The 17,649-nt window shown below is 57.4% G+C and carries 14 protein-coding genes, 1 tRNA gene and 5 pseudogenes; 12 read left to right on the top strand and 8 right to left on the bottom strand.

Going from position 1 to position 17,649, the window contains the following annotated elements; all coding sequences use genetic code 11:
* Positions 1-2 precede the first annotated feature (2 nt).
* Positions 3-803, top strand: a complete 801-nt coding sequence (locus ML_RS11745) for an NUDIX hydrolase (RefSeq protein ID WP_010908814.1) — start codon at positions 3-5, stop codon at positions 801-803.
* A gap of 5 nt (positions 804-808) precedes the next feature.
* The gene (marP, locus tag ML_RS11740) at positions 809-2,005 is read left to right on the top strand and encodes an acid resistance serine protease MarP (RefSeq protein ID WP_162618287.1); all 1,197 of its coding nucleotides are present in this window, start codon (positions 809-811) and stop codon (positions 2,003-2,005) included.
* Here marP and ML_RS11735 read toward each other — a convergent pair.
* Entirely contained in the window at positions 1,998-2,972 is a 975-nt protein-coding gene (locus tag ML_RS11735) for an alpha/beta fold hydrolase (protein ID WP_010908812.1), read from the bottom strand. The two genes, marP and ML_RS11735, sit on opposite strands and share 8 nt — an antisense overlap.
* Complete coding sequence (locus tag ML_RS11730) at positions 2,973-3,518, bottom strand: phage holin family protein (RefSeq protein WP_010908811.1); 546 nt, start codon at positions 3,516-3,518, stop codon at positions 2,973-2,975.
* A 209-nt stretch (positions 3,519-3,727) separates the two neighbouring features.
* Here ML_RS11730 and ML_RS11725 point away from each other — a divergent pair, with 209 nt between their 5' ends.
* Positions 3,728-4,426 carry a chymotrypsin family serine protease gene (locus ML_RS11725; protein ID WP_197492480.1) on the top strand — a complete coding sequence of 233 codons (699 nt, stop codon included), beginning with the start codon at positions 3,728-3,730 and terminating at the stop codon, positions 4,424-4,426.
* Here the strand turns inward: ML_RS11725 and ML_RS19595 are convergent.
* Positions 4,414-6,174: pseudogene (locus ML_RS19595) on the bottom strand (AMP-binding protein). The gene ML_RS11725 and the pseudogene ML_RS19595 overlap by 13 nt on opposite strands.
* Positions 6,175-7,091: 917 nt before the next feature.
* On the opposite strand from ML_RS19595, the gene ML_RS11715 reads away from it, so the two are divergent.
* The 6 genes and pseudogenes from ML_RS11715 (at position 7,092) to ML_RS11695 (ending at position 12,546) form a co-directional block, all read left to right on the top strand.
* The gene (locus ML_RS11715) at positions 7,092-7,361 is read left to right on the top strand and encodes a hypothetical protein (RefSeq protein ID WP_041323307.1); all 270 of its coding nucleotides are present in this window, start codon (positions 7,092-7,094) and stop codon (positions 7,359-7,361) included.
* 1 nt (position 7,362) lies between these two features.
* Positions 7,363-8,250 (top strand): annotated as a pseudogene (locus tag ML_RS11710) (ABC transporter permease); the annotation flags it as partial.
* A gap of 12 nt (positions 8,251-8,262) precedes the next feature.
* Positions 8,263-9,115, top strand: a pseudogene (locus ML_RS19590) (ABC transporter permease).
* A gap of 27 nt (positions 9,116-9,142) precedes the next feature.
* Positions 9,143-10,717, top strand: a pseudogene (locus ML_RS11705) (ATP-binding cassette domain-containing protein); the annotation flags it as partial.
* Positions 10,718-10,803: 86 nt separating this feature from the next.
* Positions 10,804-11,574: a hypothetical protein gene (locus ML_RS11700; RefSeq protein WP_010908809.1), complete on the top strand. Its 771-nt coding sequence runs from the start codon at positions 10,804-10,806 to the stop codon at positions 11,572-11,574.
* 747 nt (positions 11,575-12,321) lie between these two features.
* A complete protein-coding gene (locus ML_RS11695) occupies positions 12,322-12,546 on the top strand; it encodes a hypothetical protein (RefSeq protein WP_010908808.1) in 225 nt (74 codons plus the stop codon).
* A gap of 286 nt (positions 12,547-12,832) precedes the next feature.
* On the opposite strand, the gene ML_RS19585 is transcribed toward ML_RS11695, so the two are convergent.
* The gene (locus ML_RS19585) at positions 12,833-13,063 is read right to left on the bottom strand and encodes a hypothetical protein (protein ID WP_414085499.1); all 231 of its coding nucleotides are present in this window, start codon (positions 13,061-13,063) and stop codon (positions 12,833-12,835) included.
* A 298-nt stretch (positions 13,064-13,361) separates the two neighbouring features.
* Here ML_RS19585 and ML_RS19580 point away from each other — a divergent pair, with 298 nt between their 5' ends.
* Positions 13,362-13,538 (top strand): hypothetical protein, encoded by a 177-nt coding sequence (locus tag ML_RS19580; protein ID WP_414085498.1) that lies wholly within the window; start codon positions 13,362-13,364, stop codon positions 13,536-13,538.
* Between the two features lie 244 nt (positions 13,539-13,782).
* The gene (locus ML_RS19575) at positions 13,783-13,968 is read left to right on the top strand and encodes a hypothetical protein (RefSeq protein ID WP_041323304.1); all 186 of its coding nucleotides are present in this window, start codon (positions 13,783-13,785) and stop codon (positions 13,966-13,968) included.
* Positions 13,969-14,714: 746 nt separating this feature from the next.
* Here ML_RS19575 and ML_RS19570 read toward each other — a convergent pair.
* Complete coding sequence (locus tag ML_RS19570; protein WP_368730472.1) at positions 14,715-14,858, bottom strand: hypothetical protein; 144 nt, start codon at positions 14,856-14,858, stop codon at positions 14,715-14,717.
* Between the two features lie 190 nt (positions 14,859-15,048).
* On the opposite strand from ML_RS19570, the pseudogene ML_RS19565 reads away from it, so the two are divergent.
* Positions 15,049-15,607, top strand: a pseudogene (locus ML_RS19565) (LysE/ArgO family amino acid transporter).
* Between the two features lie 577 nt (positions 15,608-16,184).
* On the opposite strand, the gene ML_RS11680 reads toward ML_RS19565, so the two are convergent.
* The 3 genes from ML_RS11680 to ML_RS11670 all read right to left on the bottom strand — a co-directional run bounded on the left by ML_RS11680 (position 16,185) and on the right by ML_RS11670 (position 17,597).
* Positions 16,185-16,544 (bottom strand): nucleotidyl transferase AbiEii/AbiGii toxin family protein, encoded by a 360-nt coding sequence (locus ML_RS11680; protein ID WP_010908807.1) that lies wholly within the window; start codon positions 16,542-16,544, stop codon positions 16,185-16,187.
* A 391-nt stretch (positions 16,545-16,935) separates the two neighbouring features.
* Positions 16,936-17,250 carry a hypothetical protein gene (locus ML_RS11675; RefSeq protein ID WP_010908806.1) on the bottom strand — a complete coding sequence of 105 codons (315 nt, stop codon included), beginning with the start codon at positions 17,248-17,250 and terminating at the stop codon, positions 16,936-16,938.
* 263 nt (positions 17,251-17,513) lie between these two features.
* Positions 17,514-17,597 (bottom strand) — tRNA-Tyr (locus tag ML_RS11670).
* Between the last annotated feature and the right edge of the window lie 52 nt (positions 17,598-17,649).

The following is a 17,649-nucleotide window of genomic DNA, read 5'->3' as shown; positions in this document are numbered from 1 at the left end:
AGGTGCCGGTGAGTGCTGGATGTACTGCCCGCGTGCAGGGGACGGTTCCTCTGGTGTTTGACGTCGGACCGTCCTGGCTGCGTCCGCTGGTTGACAACATCGCTGTGATGCCGGGTGTATATCAGCGTCTTCTACCGGCAGATGTGCTGGCAATAGTGACCGCGGCCAGGGCGATACCATCGGTGGCTTTGCGCCGCGACGGGCGTGAGGCTGCTGTACTGGTGCTGTTCTCGGGTCCGGAATCTGGGCCGCCGGACGGTGGTGCGCCCGACGACGCCGATCTGTTGCTGACTGTGCGGGCGTCGACACTGCGTCACCATGCGGGGCAGGCGGCATTCCCCGGGGGTGCCTCCGATCCCACCGATGACGGGCCGGTCGCGACCGCTCTTCGCGAAGCACACGAAGAAACCGGGATCGACCTCGCCAGGCTCCATCCATTGGCCACATTGGAGCGGATGTTTATTGCGCCTTCACGGTTCCATGTGGTGCCGGTGTTGGCCTACTCGGCTGATCCCGGGCCTGTGGCTGTCGTGAACGAGGCCGAAACGGCGATCGTGGCGCGGGTTCCGTTGTGTGCCTTCATTAATCCGGCCAACCGGCTGATGGTGTACCGTCGTGCCCATGGCCACCGCTGGTACGGGCCGGCGTTCCTATTGAACGATATGCTGGTGTGGGGATTCACTGGCCAGGTGATCGCTGCGATGCTCGACGTCGCCGGCTGGGCTCAATCCTGGGACGTCACCGACGTTCGCGAGGTGGGCGAGGCGATGGCGCTGGTCGATAGTCAGGGAGATCCGCGATGAGTTCGATGACTCTGTCGGAGTGGCTGGATATCGCTGTTCTAGCGGTCGCGTTCATCGCTGCCATTTCGGGCTGGCGTTCGGGCGCGTTGGGGTCTCTGCTGTCGTTAATCGGCGTACTGTTCGGCGCAATGGCGGGCGTGCTGCTGGTGCCGCACGTCGTTAGCCACATCAGTGCTCCGCGCGCCAAATTATTCGCCGCCCTTTTTCTGATCCTCGCATTGGTTGTGATTGGTGAAGTCGTCGGTGTGGTGCTGGGACGTGCGGTGCGCAGCGCGAACCGCAGCCGGACAGTGCGATTGGTTGACTCGGTCATTGGGGTTGGGGTTCAGCTCATTGTAGTGCTGACCGCGGCTTGGCTGTTGGCGACACCGCTGACCCAGTCGAAAGAGCAGCCAGAGCTGGCCTCCGCGGTCCGGGGTTCGCGGGCGCTCGCTTCAGTCAATGAGGTCGCGCCACCCTGGCTGAAGACGGTGCCTAAGCGGCTCTCGGCGCTGCTGAATACGTCTGGTCTGCCTGCAGTGCTAGAGCCGTTCAGCCGCACCCCGGTCCTTCCAGTCGCGTCGCCGGACCCGGCGTTGGTCGACAATCCGGTGGTGCTGGCGACCCAACCCAGTGTGGTTAAGATCCGCAGTGTGGCGCCCAGCTGTCAGAAAGTGTTGGAGGGAACTGGATTCGTGGTATCGCTCGATCGGGTGATGACCAACGCACACGTGGTGGCCGGGTCCGACGGTGTGCAGGTGTACGCCAGCGGCAATCCGTTTGACGCCACCGTGGTGTCCTACGACCCGTCGGTCGATATCGCTATCCTAGCTGTCCCGCATTTGCCGCCTGCGCCGCTGCGCTTCGACGACACTAAGGCCAAGCCGGGCACCAACGTGGTGATGCTGGGGTATCCCGGCGGCGGTAACTTCACCGCAACCTCGGCCAGGATTCGCCAGGCCATCAAACTCACCGGACCCGACATCTACCGAGGTCTGGCGCCGGTCACCCGCGACGTGTACACTATCAGAGCTACTGTGGAACAAGGCAATTCAGGTGGACCACTGATCGACCTTAATGGTCGGGTGCTTGGTGTGGTGTTCGGTGCGGCTGTCGATGATTCCGAAACTGGTTTCGTGTTGACGGCTGAGGAAGTGTCCCACCGGCTTACCGAAATCGGTGAGACCCAGGAGGCGGTGGCCACTGGGGCCTGCGTCAGCTGAGCCGGGGCCCGTGAACCTGCTTGAGAAACCGCGTCAGGTATCTGTTAATTTCCTCTGGTGCTTCTTCGTGACTGAAATGTCCTGCGTCGGAAACGGATACGTAGCGTCCGTGCGGTGCATAGCGCCGTGTTCGGTCCACCGAGTCGGCTAGCAGGTAGGGATCCGCGTCGCCGCGTACGTGCAGCAGCGGTACGCTGAATGGTCGAGACATCGATTTCATGAATTTACGGCCTTCGTTACGTAGCTGGCTACGCACTGCCCAACGCTGATACTCGAGTGCACAGTGCGCGGCAGCCGGAATCTGGATCGCTATACGCAAATGGTCGATCGTGACCGCGAAATCCTCGCAAGCTTGCCATTTGGCACTGCTGCGACTGCGGACTAGGCGTTCGATCTCCGCTGCGTTATTGCGGGTCAGCAAACGTTCCGGCCAAATTGGTAACTGGTAGCGTAGCAACGTCGGCAGCAGTGCGTAACCTTGATTACGGTGCGTCAGCATTGATCGTCGTAACGCTGCTGGGTGCGGTGAGTTGATCAGGGCAATGGCGCGCACCAGCCGTGGGTGCAGCAGCGCGGTGGCCCAGCACGCAAGCCCGCCTTCGGCGTGGCCAACCAGTGTCGCCGATGAGTGCCCCAGTGCTCGGATGAGCCCGGCTGTGTCGCCGGCAAGTGTCCAGCCGTCATAGCCGCGGGGCGGTTTGTCGCTGCCACCGTAGCCACGCAGGTCCACCGCGACCAGTCGCGCTTCGGTCAGGCCGCGTAGCTGATGACGCCAGGACCACCAGAAAGAACCGAAACCATGCAGCAGCATTACCAGTGGTCGTGCCGTAGCCGAAGGGGCGCAGTCCTGGCCGGCTGGCTGGGTGGGCACCGCCTCGACGACGTGGAATCGGATGCCGTTGGCGTGCACGTCCAGATGGTGCCATGGCCCGGCGATACGGGTCACCGACGGGTTCGACATTGCCATCTACCAACCCGAGGGATCGGCGGGGGTCCTGCGGTCGGGATTGTTTTCCGGGTTAGTGCCGGATCCGGTGAGTTTGCGCGGCCTGGCTTGCGCCTTATCGTGGCCGGGGGTGAGGGCGGTGCGTGTCTCCTTGACCGACTCGATGGTTTGGTGCGGTCCCCGGATCCGGCGGATCTTCACGTAGCCCAATAGTGCTAGCGCAGCCGTGACCATGACCATAATCGCGAAAACGATCAGTAAGGCCACCCAGCGCCATAGCCAGGTGTCAAGCAGCTCGGCGAGGAACAAGAAGAAAAAGAATGTCGAGTAGAACAACACCACCAGTGCGGCGATGAAGAAAACGCTGCCTGTCAGACCCTTCTTGACGTCACGAATGATCTCGGCGCGGGCCAACTCAACCTCGGCGCGCACCAGCGTGGATACTTGAGTTGTCGCATCTTTGATCAGATCACCTATCGATGGCTCAGTGGGTTCGGCGTGCGGGTCGACCAACGGAATCGTGGTCAGGGTGCTGGGCACACCGTTCTTGCGATCGCCTTTGCTCATAGCCCGGTCCTTTCGAGAATTCGCCGTCGTCGCGGTTTATGTTGCCATGCGGTTCTGTATTCAGACGAAGCCAATTGAACCGACAGCAGAATTTGGGGTCGACTAATTGACGTCCATCACAATTTGTACGGAACCGGTACTGCACGGTGATCGTTTACACTGGCGCCCCTGCGCTCCGACCAGGTTAGAGGTTAGAGGGGAGTTTGGTTTTGCGAAGGGGGCACTGGTGCATTCTGGTGGCTCTGGTTGCCGTGCTCTTGGCCGTGGTGAGCATGCCCGCCAAGACCGTGTTTGCTGACGGTAGGCTTCCGATGGGTGGCGGTGCGGGTATTGTCATTAACGGTGACACGATGTGCACCCTGACCACGATCGGCACCGACAGCGCTGCCGAGCTCATAGGTTTCACCTCGGCGCATTGTGGCGGTCCGGGCGCACAGGTTGCCGCCGAGGGTGCGGAGAACAGAGGCCCGATGGGAACCATGATTGCGGGTAATGACAACCTCGACTATGCTGTGATTAAGTTTGATCCGGCTAAGGTGATGCCGGTGGCCGCCTATAACGGCTTTGTAATTTCTGGCATCGGTCAGGATCCGGCCTTCGGCCAGATCGCCTGTAAGCAGGGGCGCACCACTGGCAACTCGTGTGGCGTTGCTTGGGGGATGGGCGAGACGTCTGGCACCCTTGTTATGCAGGTGTGCGGACGACCAGGAGACTCCGGAGCGCCGGTGACCGTCAACAATCTGCTAGTCGGTATGATTCACGGGGCGTTCACTGACAACCTGCCGGTCTGCATCACCAAATTCATCCCGCTGCACACGCCGGCGGTGGTAATGTCGATGAACGCGATTCTGGCCGACGTCAACAAAAATAACCGGCCCGGCGCAGGATTTGTGCCTCAGCCGGTCTGATCGCGGCTAACTAGCGTGGATCGTGTCGAGCATAGCTGGGAATCTAGCAACGTTGCCTGTCGCCCAGCTAGCTGGTTCTGGGCGGCGTCGCGTAGCGAGCGGCGCATGATTTGCGATTTGCCGCTGCGTGTCTTTGGGCAGTTCCGGCACGATGTGGCCCCTCATTTCAGCCGGGTGATGGGTGAGATTTCCTAGGCCATCTCGGCCGTGCAGCTCGTGGGCGGTCCCGTCGCGGGCCTCGTAATTGGCCAGTAGCATGACGAACGCGCAAAATGGCGTGACCAGTGGGATCGAAGCGGGTACTGTCCCCGGCGAAATAGAAGCTTTGCTAGCCGAACTTGGACCAGTTAGGTGTTCTGGTGCCGCTCCGGGTCACCCTCGATGCTACGCAGCGTCGAGGGCGGCTGCTGATCCAAGTCCAGGTAACTGGTGGCTTTCTTGGCATTATATATTGTAAATGTCTGGCTGTAGTGCATTGCCGTGGTCGTCGACGATCTTGTCCGAGATACTTGGCAATGGCGTCATCGTCGAACCTGGATTGGCTGCAGCAACTTCCGGCACCGGCGAGATCATCGCGGAACCGGTCTCAGTCTTCCACCAGGTGTCCATTATCGGGAGCTTGTCGGCGCCTATGACATTCGCGGTACCAGCGCCAGGCCTCGGGATCGATCGGTTCGCCAACCTACCCAGTAGCCGCAGGATAGTAGCAGTGTAATAGATCTGAAAACTTTACTTTTCGATGATCTGAAAATTCCGGTGCCGGTCTGGGGTATTGGGTGTGCTCTCATAGAGCACCTCGATTACGTCGTGCGATAGTGGACCGTAGAACCGGTAGGTTGTGCCCGGTGACCCAAGCAGGGGTCGACGATACACCAGAAAACGTCACGGTCCGGCTGGAAAGCGAAAATGTTGTGAATCGTGTAGCTACACTGAGTGAGATAGTCACCACTGGTGTGCACGATACCCTTGGTTTTTTCCAGTGGGCACCCGAGGTGTAGTGCAGAAATAATGGCTACTTGGTGTTGAACGGCTCCGGAGTATGCTTGATACTTCTGGAGTCGACAACGTCGTGTCACCACGGGTAGCTTTTGTTGTTCTAGGACAGATCAATTCCGGTGCGCTGCACCACCAGAATATGCTCGACGGTGCTGGTTGCGCCGTCTGTGCCCGGCGTCAAGGCTTTGTCGGCGGTGTTCTTGAGCGACACTGGTTTGTTGCGCCGGAACTGCCCGTCGCTGATGATCAGCAGTTTCGTGTCAGCATCGGTGATCCGGGCTCGTAGCGCGTGTGTGGCAAAGCCGCAGAACACCACGCTGTGTATAGTGCCCACACCAAAATCGCGATACAGGCACAGCAGTTAGATGGCAACCAGACTGATGCCGTTCAGCGCGTTGGCCGCTTTGCACACCTGGGTCTTTAGATACCGAACTAGCTCAGCCAGCGACTATCACCGGGCTTGTCCTCCCAGCGAGATAGTGGCCACGATTCTTGTGGACCTCCGCGACATGACGGTTCAGGCAGTTGTAGGTGACGTTGATCGTGTCGCCTACAAAACCACCTGGCGAATGGCTCCCCGACCAGTTCAGCACCTCGGCGAATGGCGTTGACCACAATAGCTGATTAGCTGCTTGCGTCAAAAGGTCAAAAGCTAGTCGGTCTTCTTCGGTTTCGCGGTAGAGTTCGGAGTTGGCTTGCTCAGAGAATGGCGTTTACGACGGATACGACGACGGGCCGGCGGTTTCGGTCACTGGTTCTCAAGTGCGCGGCTAAATGACATGATCGATTCCGGTGAGCCTAAAGACCGCATAGTGGATAATCACCGCTATGGCCGGAGCTTATGTGAGGCGCCCCGTGGTGGTGGCGTCGAGTGGTTGCTAGCTTTGACGTGGCCACAACGAGTTACGCCGCCGCCGTGCGGGCTTTACCCGTATTGGCCACACTTGCCAGCAACGAGGCGCCGGCGGCACGGGTGAATACCAGTTCAACGGCTTCTCCCATGGTCAAGGTGGGAGCTGGTGGGTCGCAGAGTGTTATGCTGAACCAGCGCTATGCGGCTACATTGAGTGGCTTGCCGGTCACTGTAGTGGGGATGTCTTGCCCACCGTCATTCTATCGTTATCCCAGCAAATGTAAGTTCTCGTCGAGGGCTTGGCCATCTACGGCAGAGGCAACCCGTGCCTTGCCTACACTGAGCTGTGTGTCAACCCTTACGACGCCGTCCGGGTGTTTGCGGTGCCGGTCACCATCGGGACCTGCTGGCTGTAAGTGTACCCGCTGACCGCGGATTCATGAAAGGCGGTGTCTGGCGGCGGCGTTGTGTTATTTGAGTTGGTCGCGGCGCGGCATGGCAGCTGAGCGTCGCCGCAAGTCCTAGGGTCGCTGTCATGTTGCGTCGGATTCGGGGGCTGCGTTGGCTGTGCGAGCCTGGCTTGCCGGCCGGACTGCTGGTTGGTCGGCTGTGGAGGTGGGTTGCTTAGCACCGTTGTGGTGATCGTCAATGGCGGGGAATCCTCGAACACACTGATCCCGGATCATAGATCCGGCTCTTCGCTGGTCTGATTTCCTATAACGCCGCCGGCCCACCTTCGCCGAATGCCGCACTCCGATCATCAGTAGAACCATCACAACAGCTTTCCGAGCTGCGTGGCAAAGTGACTATTGGTCGATGATAGAGTCCGTTGCCTCACTATCTGCCGCCGGAGCGGGATCTAACGACGTCGGCGACTTGGACGACGCGCTTGAGCCGGCCGAAGCTGCCCCCAGCATGCAGAAATCTTATGCGCTGACCAAGCTGCACATCAAATCCTGTTGCGCGACACGCTCCTTTGTGCCGCTTTGGGACTACAACAGCGTAGTCAGGTGGTCATCTGCGGTAAGCAACGTGCCCTTCACCGTGAACGGTTTGCCCGACTATGAGAACCTCGTCCAGGCTTGAGATGGGCTGGTATATCGCGCGTCGGCCCTGGTATGCTAGTTCCTTTTGACGCCCCAGGGCGATCTATGGCATGGTCTTCATGCTGCTTGGTGATCCGGTGGTCGCTCTGGCCGCTTACCTGCACTTACTTGTGCAGCTGCGGACCCGTTACCACCTCGATGATCCCTTCCTGCTGCAGTACCTGCGTTATTTAGGAGGCATCCTTCATGGCGACTCGGGTCGTTACTATTTCGGGCTCTCGGTCAGTGCTGTTCTGGCACATGCATTTCCGGTGACCTTTAGGCTGGCGCTGATTGTGCTGACGGTAGAGTCCGCGCTGAGTTATTGGATTCGGCGTGATCGCCGGCATGCGCTCGTATGGAATTTTCGATTCTCGGTCCTGCTCACCGGACTGATTATCATCATCGCGATCCCCATTTTCGTGCTGGGTTCTCTGGCGCAATTCGTATTCGAGATCCGGCTGTTAATCGCGCCGATCACCGTCGGCGAACGGGCGATGGTAGCACTTCTGCTGCTCCCCAGGAGCGTATTAATTTCGATGCTATCCGCCCACGTGGTACGGTTGACCGGCTCGGCGGTGGTTGCCAATGCGTACGCCTATACTATGTTCGCACTGCCACCGCGAAAAGGCTGTTCTGGCGCGGGGTGGTGATGGTGTGCATTGTGCGCAATTCGCTTATCCCGGGTAGTGACCATCCTCGATGTTGATCTGGGGGCTCTGATGGGTGGAGCCATGGTGGCCGAAGGCATCTTCAATATCCATGTGTCGATGGCGTCCTGTATGAGGACGTCACCCGGCAATAGGAGTGCACGGTGGTCTCGAAGTGACTGTAGCTCTTGCTGATCTATCTGGTCACCAAATTTGATAATGGACCTGTTATATACGGTCCGTGGATCTGTTATGGCTGAGCAGATCCCGCACCGGCGTGGCTTTTGGCGTGCACTTCGCTGCCGTTTGGTGTTCGTAATAGCCGGCATGTTGATTCTGTTCATTGGGACGGTCGCGGCTTTTTTGGCGTTGTTCACCAGGGACGATCCAACCTATGTATGTCGACTCTACCCCGGGTCTACTGGATTCGTCGACAGTGCACTGGTTCGGTGCCGATTTGCAAGGCCACGACATCTACGTGCACATCATTTACGGTGCGCGAGCATAGGTCACCGTTTGGTTGGGGGCTACTTTGGCCGTCTTCTTCGTTGGTAGGGTGCCGGATACGTTGGCTGGGTGCTACGGAGGCTGGGTCGATATAGTGATCTCGCATATAACCGACGTATTCTGCGGATCGCTGTTGTTGCTGGTTGCTACTGTACTGATCCAGGTTATCCATCACCGCACGATATGGACAGTGATTGCCATCTTGGCGCTACTCGGCTTGCCTCAAGTAGCCAGGATCGCCCGTGGCGTGGTATTCGAAATGCGGGCTAGTGGACTGTGTTCTTGCAGCTCAAGCATTGGGGATAAGTCGATGTCGAATCCTGCTGCGGGGTGTCCCGGCCAACGTTTGTTTTAGGTCCGGTAATTGCAGGTGTACACTATAACCTTCGGTATATTTACCGCGGCCACCGCTGTCCTACCTCGGGGTGGGTCTGGCCGATATCGGTGGTGTCTTGGTGCGGCCATATCACCGTCGACCAGACCCGTTGTGGTCGTACCCACCCACATTAGATCATCTAGATTTAGCCCGCCGGCGCACTGGCAGTTACGGTGCTCGTTTTTAACGATGATGGGTGACCCTTTGGTACCGGTATCATGAGCGTGGCGAACATGAGCCACTGCGCCGGTGACTAAGCATCGCCGCTACTCTACTCTAAAGGGTCTGGAAGTCGGGTTCGGCACGAACGCTCCGTCGGTTCACGGAATGAATCTGAGGGTGCTGTTCGGTCAGATTTTGGAGGTCGTCGGCGAATCGGGATCGGGAAAAGCCGCCGCTCCCGCTACGATTCTTGGCTTTCTGCCGCACGTTCGACGAATTACCCTGGTAAGTATCGATTTCGATGGTACCGACATCACTGCTGCTGATCGCTGAATACTCCGGTCGATCCGCTGTCGTTGCATCGTATACGTACTGCAGGACCCGATGACCAACCTCAACCCAGTATGGAAGGTCGGTTGTCAAATATCAGAAGCGTTGCGGCCCAATACTGAAAGCCGTAGTGTATGAAGAAAGGCGTTGGAATTGCTCGAAGAAGATTGGCATGCAAGACCCGGCAAAGCTAGCCGGGCCGGTACCTGCATAAGCTTTTGGGCGGCATGGGTCAGTGTGCGTTGATTGCCATCGGGTTGGCCTATTGGCCGCGATTAATTATCGTCGAAGAACCGACTTCCGTGTTGGACTTGCACCGTGCAACGGCAGATGCTTGATCATTTGCGGCGGCTCATCGACGAACGTGGTATCGCGTTGCTTTCGATCACTCAGGATCTGGCGTGATCTCCAAAAGAATTGAATCAGAGGTAGTCGTCCGTCGTGGGGTAGTAGTGGAATCAGTTGCAGTGCAATCAATCCTGAAAAATCCACAACACGACTACACTCGTAGATAATCGCCGCGGCTCCATCGCTGGCGGCGCGTAACAGAGGTTATGCACATCTCCAATCGCAGGAGTTCACAAAAGCCGCTGTGCGCGGTGTTGTTTCGTCTCCTCTGTCCTGGCCAAGATCTTCCGGAAGTCTCGTGGTGCACCGTGGTGCCGGGTGGCGTTTTGTGCCGTCGACGCGGTGTCATTTCTGCTACGACGGGCTAGAACTGTAGCAATCGTTGGAGAGGCCTGCTAGGGGAAGTCGACGGCGGCGAGAGCGATGCTGGGTTTGCTGCAAACTACTTCGGGCACAGTAGTGTAACAGGGTGCCAAGGTCGTCGGCCCACTCAACTGGGACGAGGCGTTAGTGTTTCGCCGGCAAGTGCAATCTCTGTTCCAGAATCCTTGCAACAGTTTGAGTACCATGTATTCGGTGTTTCGTGTTATCGGGCAATTTTTGCGGATACACCGGGTCGCGATGACCGCAAGCAACGTGAACGAGCGGTGTGCGAGCTGGTCGGACAGTTGGCGCCGCTGTCGTCGGTGTTGGGCCGGCTGCTTTGTGCAACTTTCTGATGTTCAGCGGCAACGGGTTGCGATCGCTCGGTCGTCGGCGCTGCGGCCCGAAGTGTTGGTAGCGATGAAGCGGTATCGACTAGATGCGTTGGTTCAGGAGAAGATATTCGATCTGTTAGTCGATATGTAGACTCAATTAGCATTTACGTACCTGTTTATCAGCTATGATTTTGCGGTGGTACGGTAGATTGCCGACGATGTTCTGGTGATGCCCGCCGGCCGGGTGATAGAGCGGGTCCTCACCGACGGTGTGTTCATTCAGCCTGTTGACAAGTAAATTCGTCAGTTTTTGGAGGCCATTCTCCGGTACGCTAATACCTACAAGGAGATAGGGCGATAACTTGACAAGCTGTGACAGCTGATCTGCTAGCTCCACTGATGGAGCTTCCCGGCGTCGCCACGGCTAGTGACCGAGCTCGCGACGCGCTGGGTCGGGCTCACCGACACCGGGCAAACCTGCGAGGCTGGCCGGTGACTGCGGCTGAAGCGGCGCTGCGGGCGGCGCGGGCTTCATCAGTGCTTGACGGTGGCCCGGTGCGACTAGACCACCTGCCGGGGGCCTCCCCGCAGGCCGGTGGGGTTAGTGATCCGGTGTTCGGCGGTGCGTTGCGAGTGGCCCAGGCGCTGGAAGGCGGTGCGGGCCCGTTGGTCGGGGTATGGCAGCGGGCGCCACTACAGGCACTGGCCCGCCTACATGTGCTAGCGGCCGCTGATCAAGTTGGTGACGAGTGGCTGGGCCGCCCACGAATGGATGCTGAGGTGGGTCTGCGGCTCGGGTTGCTCGTGGATGTGGTCAGTGGTCGCACTTTTGCGGCGGCACCGGTGGTCGCTGCAGTCGTACACGGAGAGCTGCTGACGCTGCAGCCGTTTGGCAGTGCCGATGGTGTGGTGGCTCGGGCTGTGTCGCGGTTGGTGACTATCGCTACCGGGCTGGATCCGCACGGGCTAGGCGTGCCCGAGGTAAGTTGGATGCGTCGAGCCGCAGTTTATCGGGACGCGGCATGTGGATTCGCCGGTGGGACACCGAAAGGTGTTGCTGCCTGGCTGGTGTTGTGCTGCAGGGCATTGCACGCCGGTGCGCAGGAGGCTTTGTCGATTGCCGAGTCGTTGCCTAGTCGATAGCCGCCGTTATCGGTAGCCGATGTGCGTTAAAAGACGCTGGATATTTGTTGTTGAAATGTTAAAGTGGATGATATTCTGAATCATCTGTACACCCTTAGCTAACACGGAATTCGCGCGCCGCGCGTGCATTTCTGTGCTAACGGGATGGCCTCGGCTATTTGCAACGTTTCCGGCTGCAGCCCTAACTAAAGGCCGTTGCGACCATCCCGTTTTCGGGATTACGTAAGTCCACAAAGCTTTTGCCATTATTGGGGCTATGACTGCACCTGGATGCCGAGAACCGTACTAGGGTGCCGGATCGGAAGATCGACACCTTCTCTGGATAAACCTAGGGCTCACCAAGCTTCCATGGCTCCTCTGTACTATTAAACCTTTAGCGCAGCAGAGCCCAATACTGTGGAAGTTACAAACGGTCGCCTTATCGTGTGCGTTACATGCTTGCTGTTTGGGTGCGCCCAGTAGTTATGAGCGTAAGCGCGGTGAAGCCGGGCGCAACAACGAATTAGGTAACCGCTTCGGTAGGTGAAGTCAGTGATACTTACCGCAGCGGTGGTCGCTATTAGGGCGTCCACCACCGGTGCCTCGGAGAGCGCAGCAAATGCCTCGCCAGCTGCATCCGACAGCGTCACCGAGCAACACCGCAGCGGTTTGTTGCCGACGACCCAGCAGGCCATTCAGTTGTCGTCGCCGCGCCCTTAGCCATCGTCACCGGCGAGTTGGTGTCGCCAGCTCGCTGGTACTGGGCTGATGGTCGCAGCTTTTGTGATCTTAGCCGTCACCAACTCCTGGGGTGAAACCCTCACCAGGGGCTGGCAGCAGTTGCTCGTTAACACCGTCGGCGTGCTGGTGACCACGCTGTTCTCTGGCAACACTACGGTTTCGCCAGCCGCGATCTTCGTATGCCTGTTTTGTGCTTTCTATATTTATGACGGCAATTTACAGCCCGATGCCCGATGTATGGGCAATACCTAATACTCGGGAAAGCAGAAACGATAGAGCGCTCGCGCACAAGGTCAATAGTGTTGTCGATACCTTGGCCGCCGACCTCGGCCGCGACATGAGGATAAATGATCTATCGGAGTGGGCCGTCGGTACGACGAACAGAGCATGTTTGAACCGCGTCGGCGGGCAGAATCGCAGTATTGAGGATCACTATAAGCGGTGCCGGTGTGGCAGACGCTGCGTTCGCCCACGGGTTTCCTCGCACCGGCCGCACCCCGACGGTGATTGAGCAGGCACCGAAATTCCGCACTGGAGGCTATGTATCCACTTTTGTGGAGTCGGCTACCAAGTAGCTAAACGCATGGACATCGATGACCCGATCCACAACGTCGGCTACCAGGCTTAAGGCTTGCGCTCCGTACGCCAGGGCGGTGAGATAAAGACGTAACTGAGCGTTAATGTCTTTCGCAGCATGACCGTCGACAACTTTATCAGCTTGCTTCGCAGCGACCTGGCCGCCGCGATCTACGCTATCATCAAATACCAAGTCAAAACAGTCTTAGGCGACATAGCATTACCACCCTTGACGAACAGGCTTATGATGTCGTCCTGACTTTCGATAAGGGTAAGCTACGTGATTCGACCTGATTATGGGCGTCGATGGCCAGCACTCGAATGTGCGATATCTCAGCTTCGGATACGAAAAGACCTTGAAGCATTACCTTGGTTGCAAGGTCGCGGCCTGCGTGGTCGATGGTTACCAGCTGTGTGATGCATTGATGTACGTCACTTAACAACACACCCACCAAACAGTGAGGCGATTCTCGCTGCGTTATGACCACACAATGTTCCTGTTCAACTTACGTGCCGAGTACGACAGCGGTAGCTTGGCACTAAAAGAACAGTTGTGCAACCATTTTGGTGACATCTGCTGGGAATTCCGGTATATCCGCGCAGTGCTTGATGATATCGGCGAGCTGTACTTCGACGTGGTCAGCCAGATCCACATTGGTGGTTGGTAGCGCCACCGGGTACTACCGATCGGCGATGCAGCGGCTTGCATTTGGCTGCCTGGCCTTGAGGACGATGACCCAATCGTATGTTCTGGCCGGCTAACTGGTACGTTGGTGGCCACTGCCGCCATACTTTCACATGCCTACGTCTCTTTTATCGAAGTCAAGCAAGCAGGCAGCGATGAGATTTATCTCGTTCTTCGCCACCCGAACTAGACTCGGGCTATGGTTCCGCAACGCGACACTATGCACAATGAGCTTCAGGCTGTTGGCCTATTTGTTCATCGGCAGCGTGCGCGACGACTTTGCGTTGCCCCGAGTATGGTATCTAGTTATTGCTGCCTGTAACCGAAACAGAGGTTTTGTCGGCAATGCCCAGGATATCCAGTATTTTTCGCTGGGCATTGTGGATTACGTTGAGCGGGTGTGGTATCCATGATCCGTTATCCTCGTTTAACTCATTCGGCATGTACTTTCCGTACAGAAGCCATTCTATATAATCCTTATTTTGATCGACGGCGTAAGTCGGTGGCGAAGCGACGGGCCAGGGACACCTGGTCTTGGTAGTGGTCGTTATGGTTAGTTTATATCGTTATGGTTAGTTTATACTGGCTTCCAGCGCTGCCAGAACAGCGGTACGCTCAAATGGGAGGCCACTGATCTGGGCGAGCGATCCGGCAAGCAGTGTAGGTGCCGCAAATTTGTCGGGAAACATGCTCCAGTCAAGTTCTGCTCGCGCCGCCGTGGGCGGTCCTTCTGTGGTCTAAGCAAAATTTATCAGGCTGCTGCTTACTCGGCGAAAAGCCTTGTGCACCAGTCTGTCCTGCAGGAAATCATTGCAGTTCCAGGACAATAATGGCGCCACCGATGTCCGCCCTGTTTGGTTAAGTCATTAGGTTGCTAGCGTTTGATGTAGGACGCACTGGCGACCGGCGCATAACTCCCGAGGGCCGCACTCGACGATCTGACATCGGTGCGCGTTCTGTGGTCTATCGTACTCACCACGTCCTCCTCACGCAACAACTGTGCCGGAATAGTCCTGGTCCTCAATGCGGATTCGAACAGGACCTCGTCCAGCCGGCTTAAGACCTGGAGCAACCAGGCCCGCCAACAAGGCAGTGTTCGCAGCCAGCGCGGCGCGAGTGCACGTCACGTCGTCCCGCAGCCGGCTGATAGCCTAAGAACTCAAGCAAATCGTGGTATGTGCTGTAAGTCGCAGCAGCGGTATGCTGGCCGTCGTTGCCACACAAGGCTTTTCTTGACCACCAGCGCCCTCCCTATCCGCTGCTCAAGCAGCTTAACGCGCTGGCTGACCGTCGACCGGGTAATTTGTAACCTTCGGCCTCCGCATCAAAACTGCCCAGTTCGATCACGGGCATTAAGGCGGCCAGCTGGTTGTCATCCAACAGCTGTGTAACAATTAGACATTCTACTGATAGCTAAAACTATTTTTAGCTCGACTGAAATCGCTGGTAGCCTTAGCGTCGATGCGGTCACTTCCCCTTTCCTGCTCGGCGTTATGATTGGAATGGCACTGATTGTGGCGAGTGGCGCTCAGAACGCCTTCGTGCTACGCACAAGATACCCGACGGCAGCATGTATTGGCTGTGCTGGCGGTATGCGCGATTTCCGATCTCGTACTGATCGCAACTGGCGTGTCCAGATTCGGAGCGGCTGGTCACCAGCCAACCTCGACGTCGTCGCAATGACGAAGTTAGGCGGCACGGCGTTTCTAATCTGTTATGGCCTGCTAGCCGCCCGGAGTGTGTGCCGTCCCAGCGTCCTGAAGCCCATTGACTCCGCGCCGGCATGATTGGCCAGCGTGGTGTTGACCTTTTAGCCTTCACCTGGCTCAACCCCCACGTTTACCCTAGACACCGTGGTGCTGCTCGGCACGCTGGCCAACCAGTAGTGGTGACTGCTAGCTATTCGGCGTGGGCGTGGTAGCTGCCAGCACCGTACGGTTCACCACGCTTGGATTTAGTGCGCGCGGGCTGCTCGCCCGGCCCAGCGATTGGCACGCCTTCGATAGGTTCATCGCGGCTACCATGATCGACCACGTCATTGTAACGGTGTGATATTAGGTCGCGGCGGTATCGAGCCGATCCTGCGCACATACGAGACGGTGATCGCGGTGCACGCAGCCAGCCAGACCGCCCAGCTAGGCAATAGCGAGTAAGGATTCCCTCGGAACGGTCAGCTTCAGTGCTGCGGAAGCTGATCGACGGGCTGATCTCTTTTCGCGGCGGAGCACCACTCCACGACGGGGCTGCGTTATCCGGATCATCAGTTATCTTCGGCGTCCGGGATAGGATCGCGCCAGTCATCAGGCACTTCGATCTTGGCCTAAACACCAGCATATTCTTTAAACAGATTTAGAGCAGGTTGCCTCCGTCGATGAGTTCGATTGGCTTGTTCTGCGCGAATTCGAATGAGGCCTTCCCGTAGCCGCTTAGTTGTTACCCGAATTCCTTTCTCTGCTCCTTTGTTTGCAAGGTAACGAAGAGGTCGCATACTGCGTATACGCCGATAGGGTGCTTATATCGCTTGGCCTGGATCACAACTTGGCCGCCGAATGGACAGCCCACACTTCCTCGGCGATCCTAGCCTTCTCCACCTGCCTAGCTGCAAGCGCTTCGGCCTCCTGTGATCGCTTCAACTTGGTTTGCGAATGGTGGGCACCGGGGGGTAGATGGGGTACCCAACGCTGACATCAACATGAAAGGTCAGGCGTGCACTGGCCAGTGTTGTGGTGGCGGTAACTTGCACACCGGAGTAGTTATCCTCTTTGCTGGTCACCTCGGCAGTAGCCGAATCAGCTTGGTATATCAGGACGTCATCATCAGGAAGACGACTTGTGAAGACGGGGCGAACCAGGTTAAGAACTGTGGCGGCGTCGTTGTTGACGTCGATACCGGACAGATCGATGTCCCGGGTTGGGTGGCAATTACCGGAGGCGGCCAACAGCACACCGCCTTTAAGTACCGAAGTGGTTACGTACCGGGCTGGCTGCACAGGTCAGGCGGGGAATCCTTCGAACGCGTGGAGCTAAAGCAATTCTGCGGTGAACCGTCTTTTTCGCGCACTTGGCGTCGAAGGTCCAAGTACGCTAAGTTAGATATAGCACGTTTCACGCGACTGCGCGCGCTCATCGCAAGATGGCCAGCGTTGCGCGCAGCGCGCGCAGGAACACTTTTGCCATGCGCAGCAGGGTGCAAGGTTGGCTGTTGCGACGCAGCCAGGCTTTCAATACTTGGTTCGCCATGTTGGTGTAGCCACCCTCGCGGTGGTTCAGCCGAAATGCGTGAATGAGACTTCGTTCAGCATTATATGATGCTGATGGTCCGGGTTCTCCGGTATCGGGTGTTTCGCATCCTATGTCGAAGTTTTCGGGGTCGAAGTGATATCATCGGATAGGGATCTTTATCTGCGGTGTCCACAATCCTCGAGGAATGGTGATATCGATAATCCCTGAGGATGTTTGTGGCTGACCAACGGCTGAGTGCAACGCGATAGTGGCGCGCAGAGATTTGGCTGCGATCTCCACGAGGTCTTCTTCACTATAACAATCAATTTTCCGATACAATTCGCGGGCCAGTGGAGTGACCTTCTGGCCGGCGATCGACTGCCGCAGCTGATACTCGTCAATGTGCTGGAGCACTTCGGAAAACCGAAAGGTGTTGAGCAGATCGGTGAGGATGGCGTGGTGCGGCTCGTTCACACTGTACAACTTCCGACAGAACTACAGGGGGTAAAATGGCTTTGGCTTCGTTTATGTTGATCGTCCTGTGGCCGTGGAAGCGCTAGTTGATGACATCAGCGTTCTCTATGCTTAATGGAGGATTGTGACTTTTCCCGTTGACAGATATAATTCTGTCATCCTGGGTGTGCTCATGTGCAGCTATTTTCGCTCACATTATGACACCCTGACCAACTCAGGCATATTCAAACGCGTAACCAGAAACCAAAACGGTCGCTGACTTTTGGTGGCAGGTACAGGATTCGAACCTGTGTAGCTTTCGCGACGGATTTACAGTCCGCTCCCATTGGCCGCTCGGGCAACCTGCCGCCTAGTAGGGTACAACGAGTGGGCAGACAGAACACAAACAGTTGTCACCCG

The organism is Mycobacterium leprae TN (assembly GCF_000195855.1).
GTDB classification, from domain to species: domain Bacteria; phylum Actinomycetota; class Actinomycetes; order Mycobacteriales; family Mycobacteriaceae; genus Mycobacterium; species Mycobacterium leprae.
The sequence above is the reverse complement of the archived record's forward strand: the minus strand, read 5'-3'. Positions and strand labels throughout refer to the sequence as shown.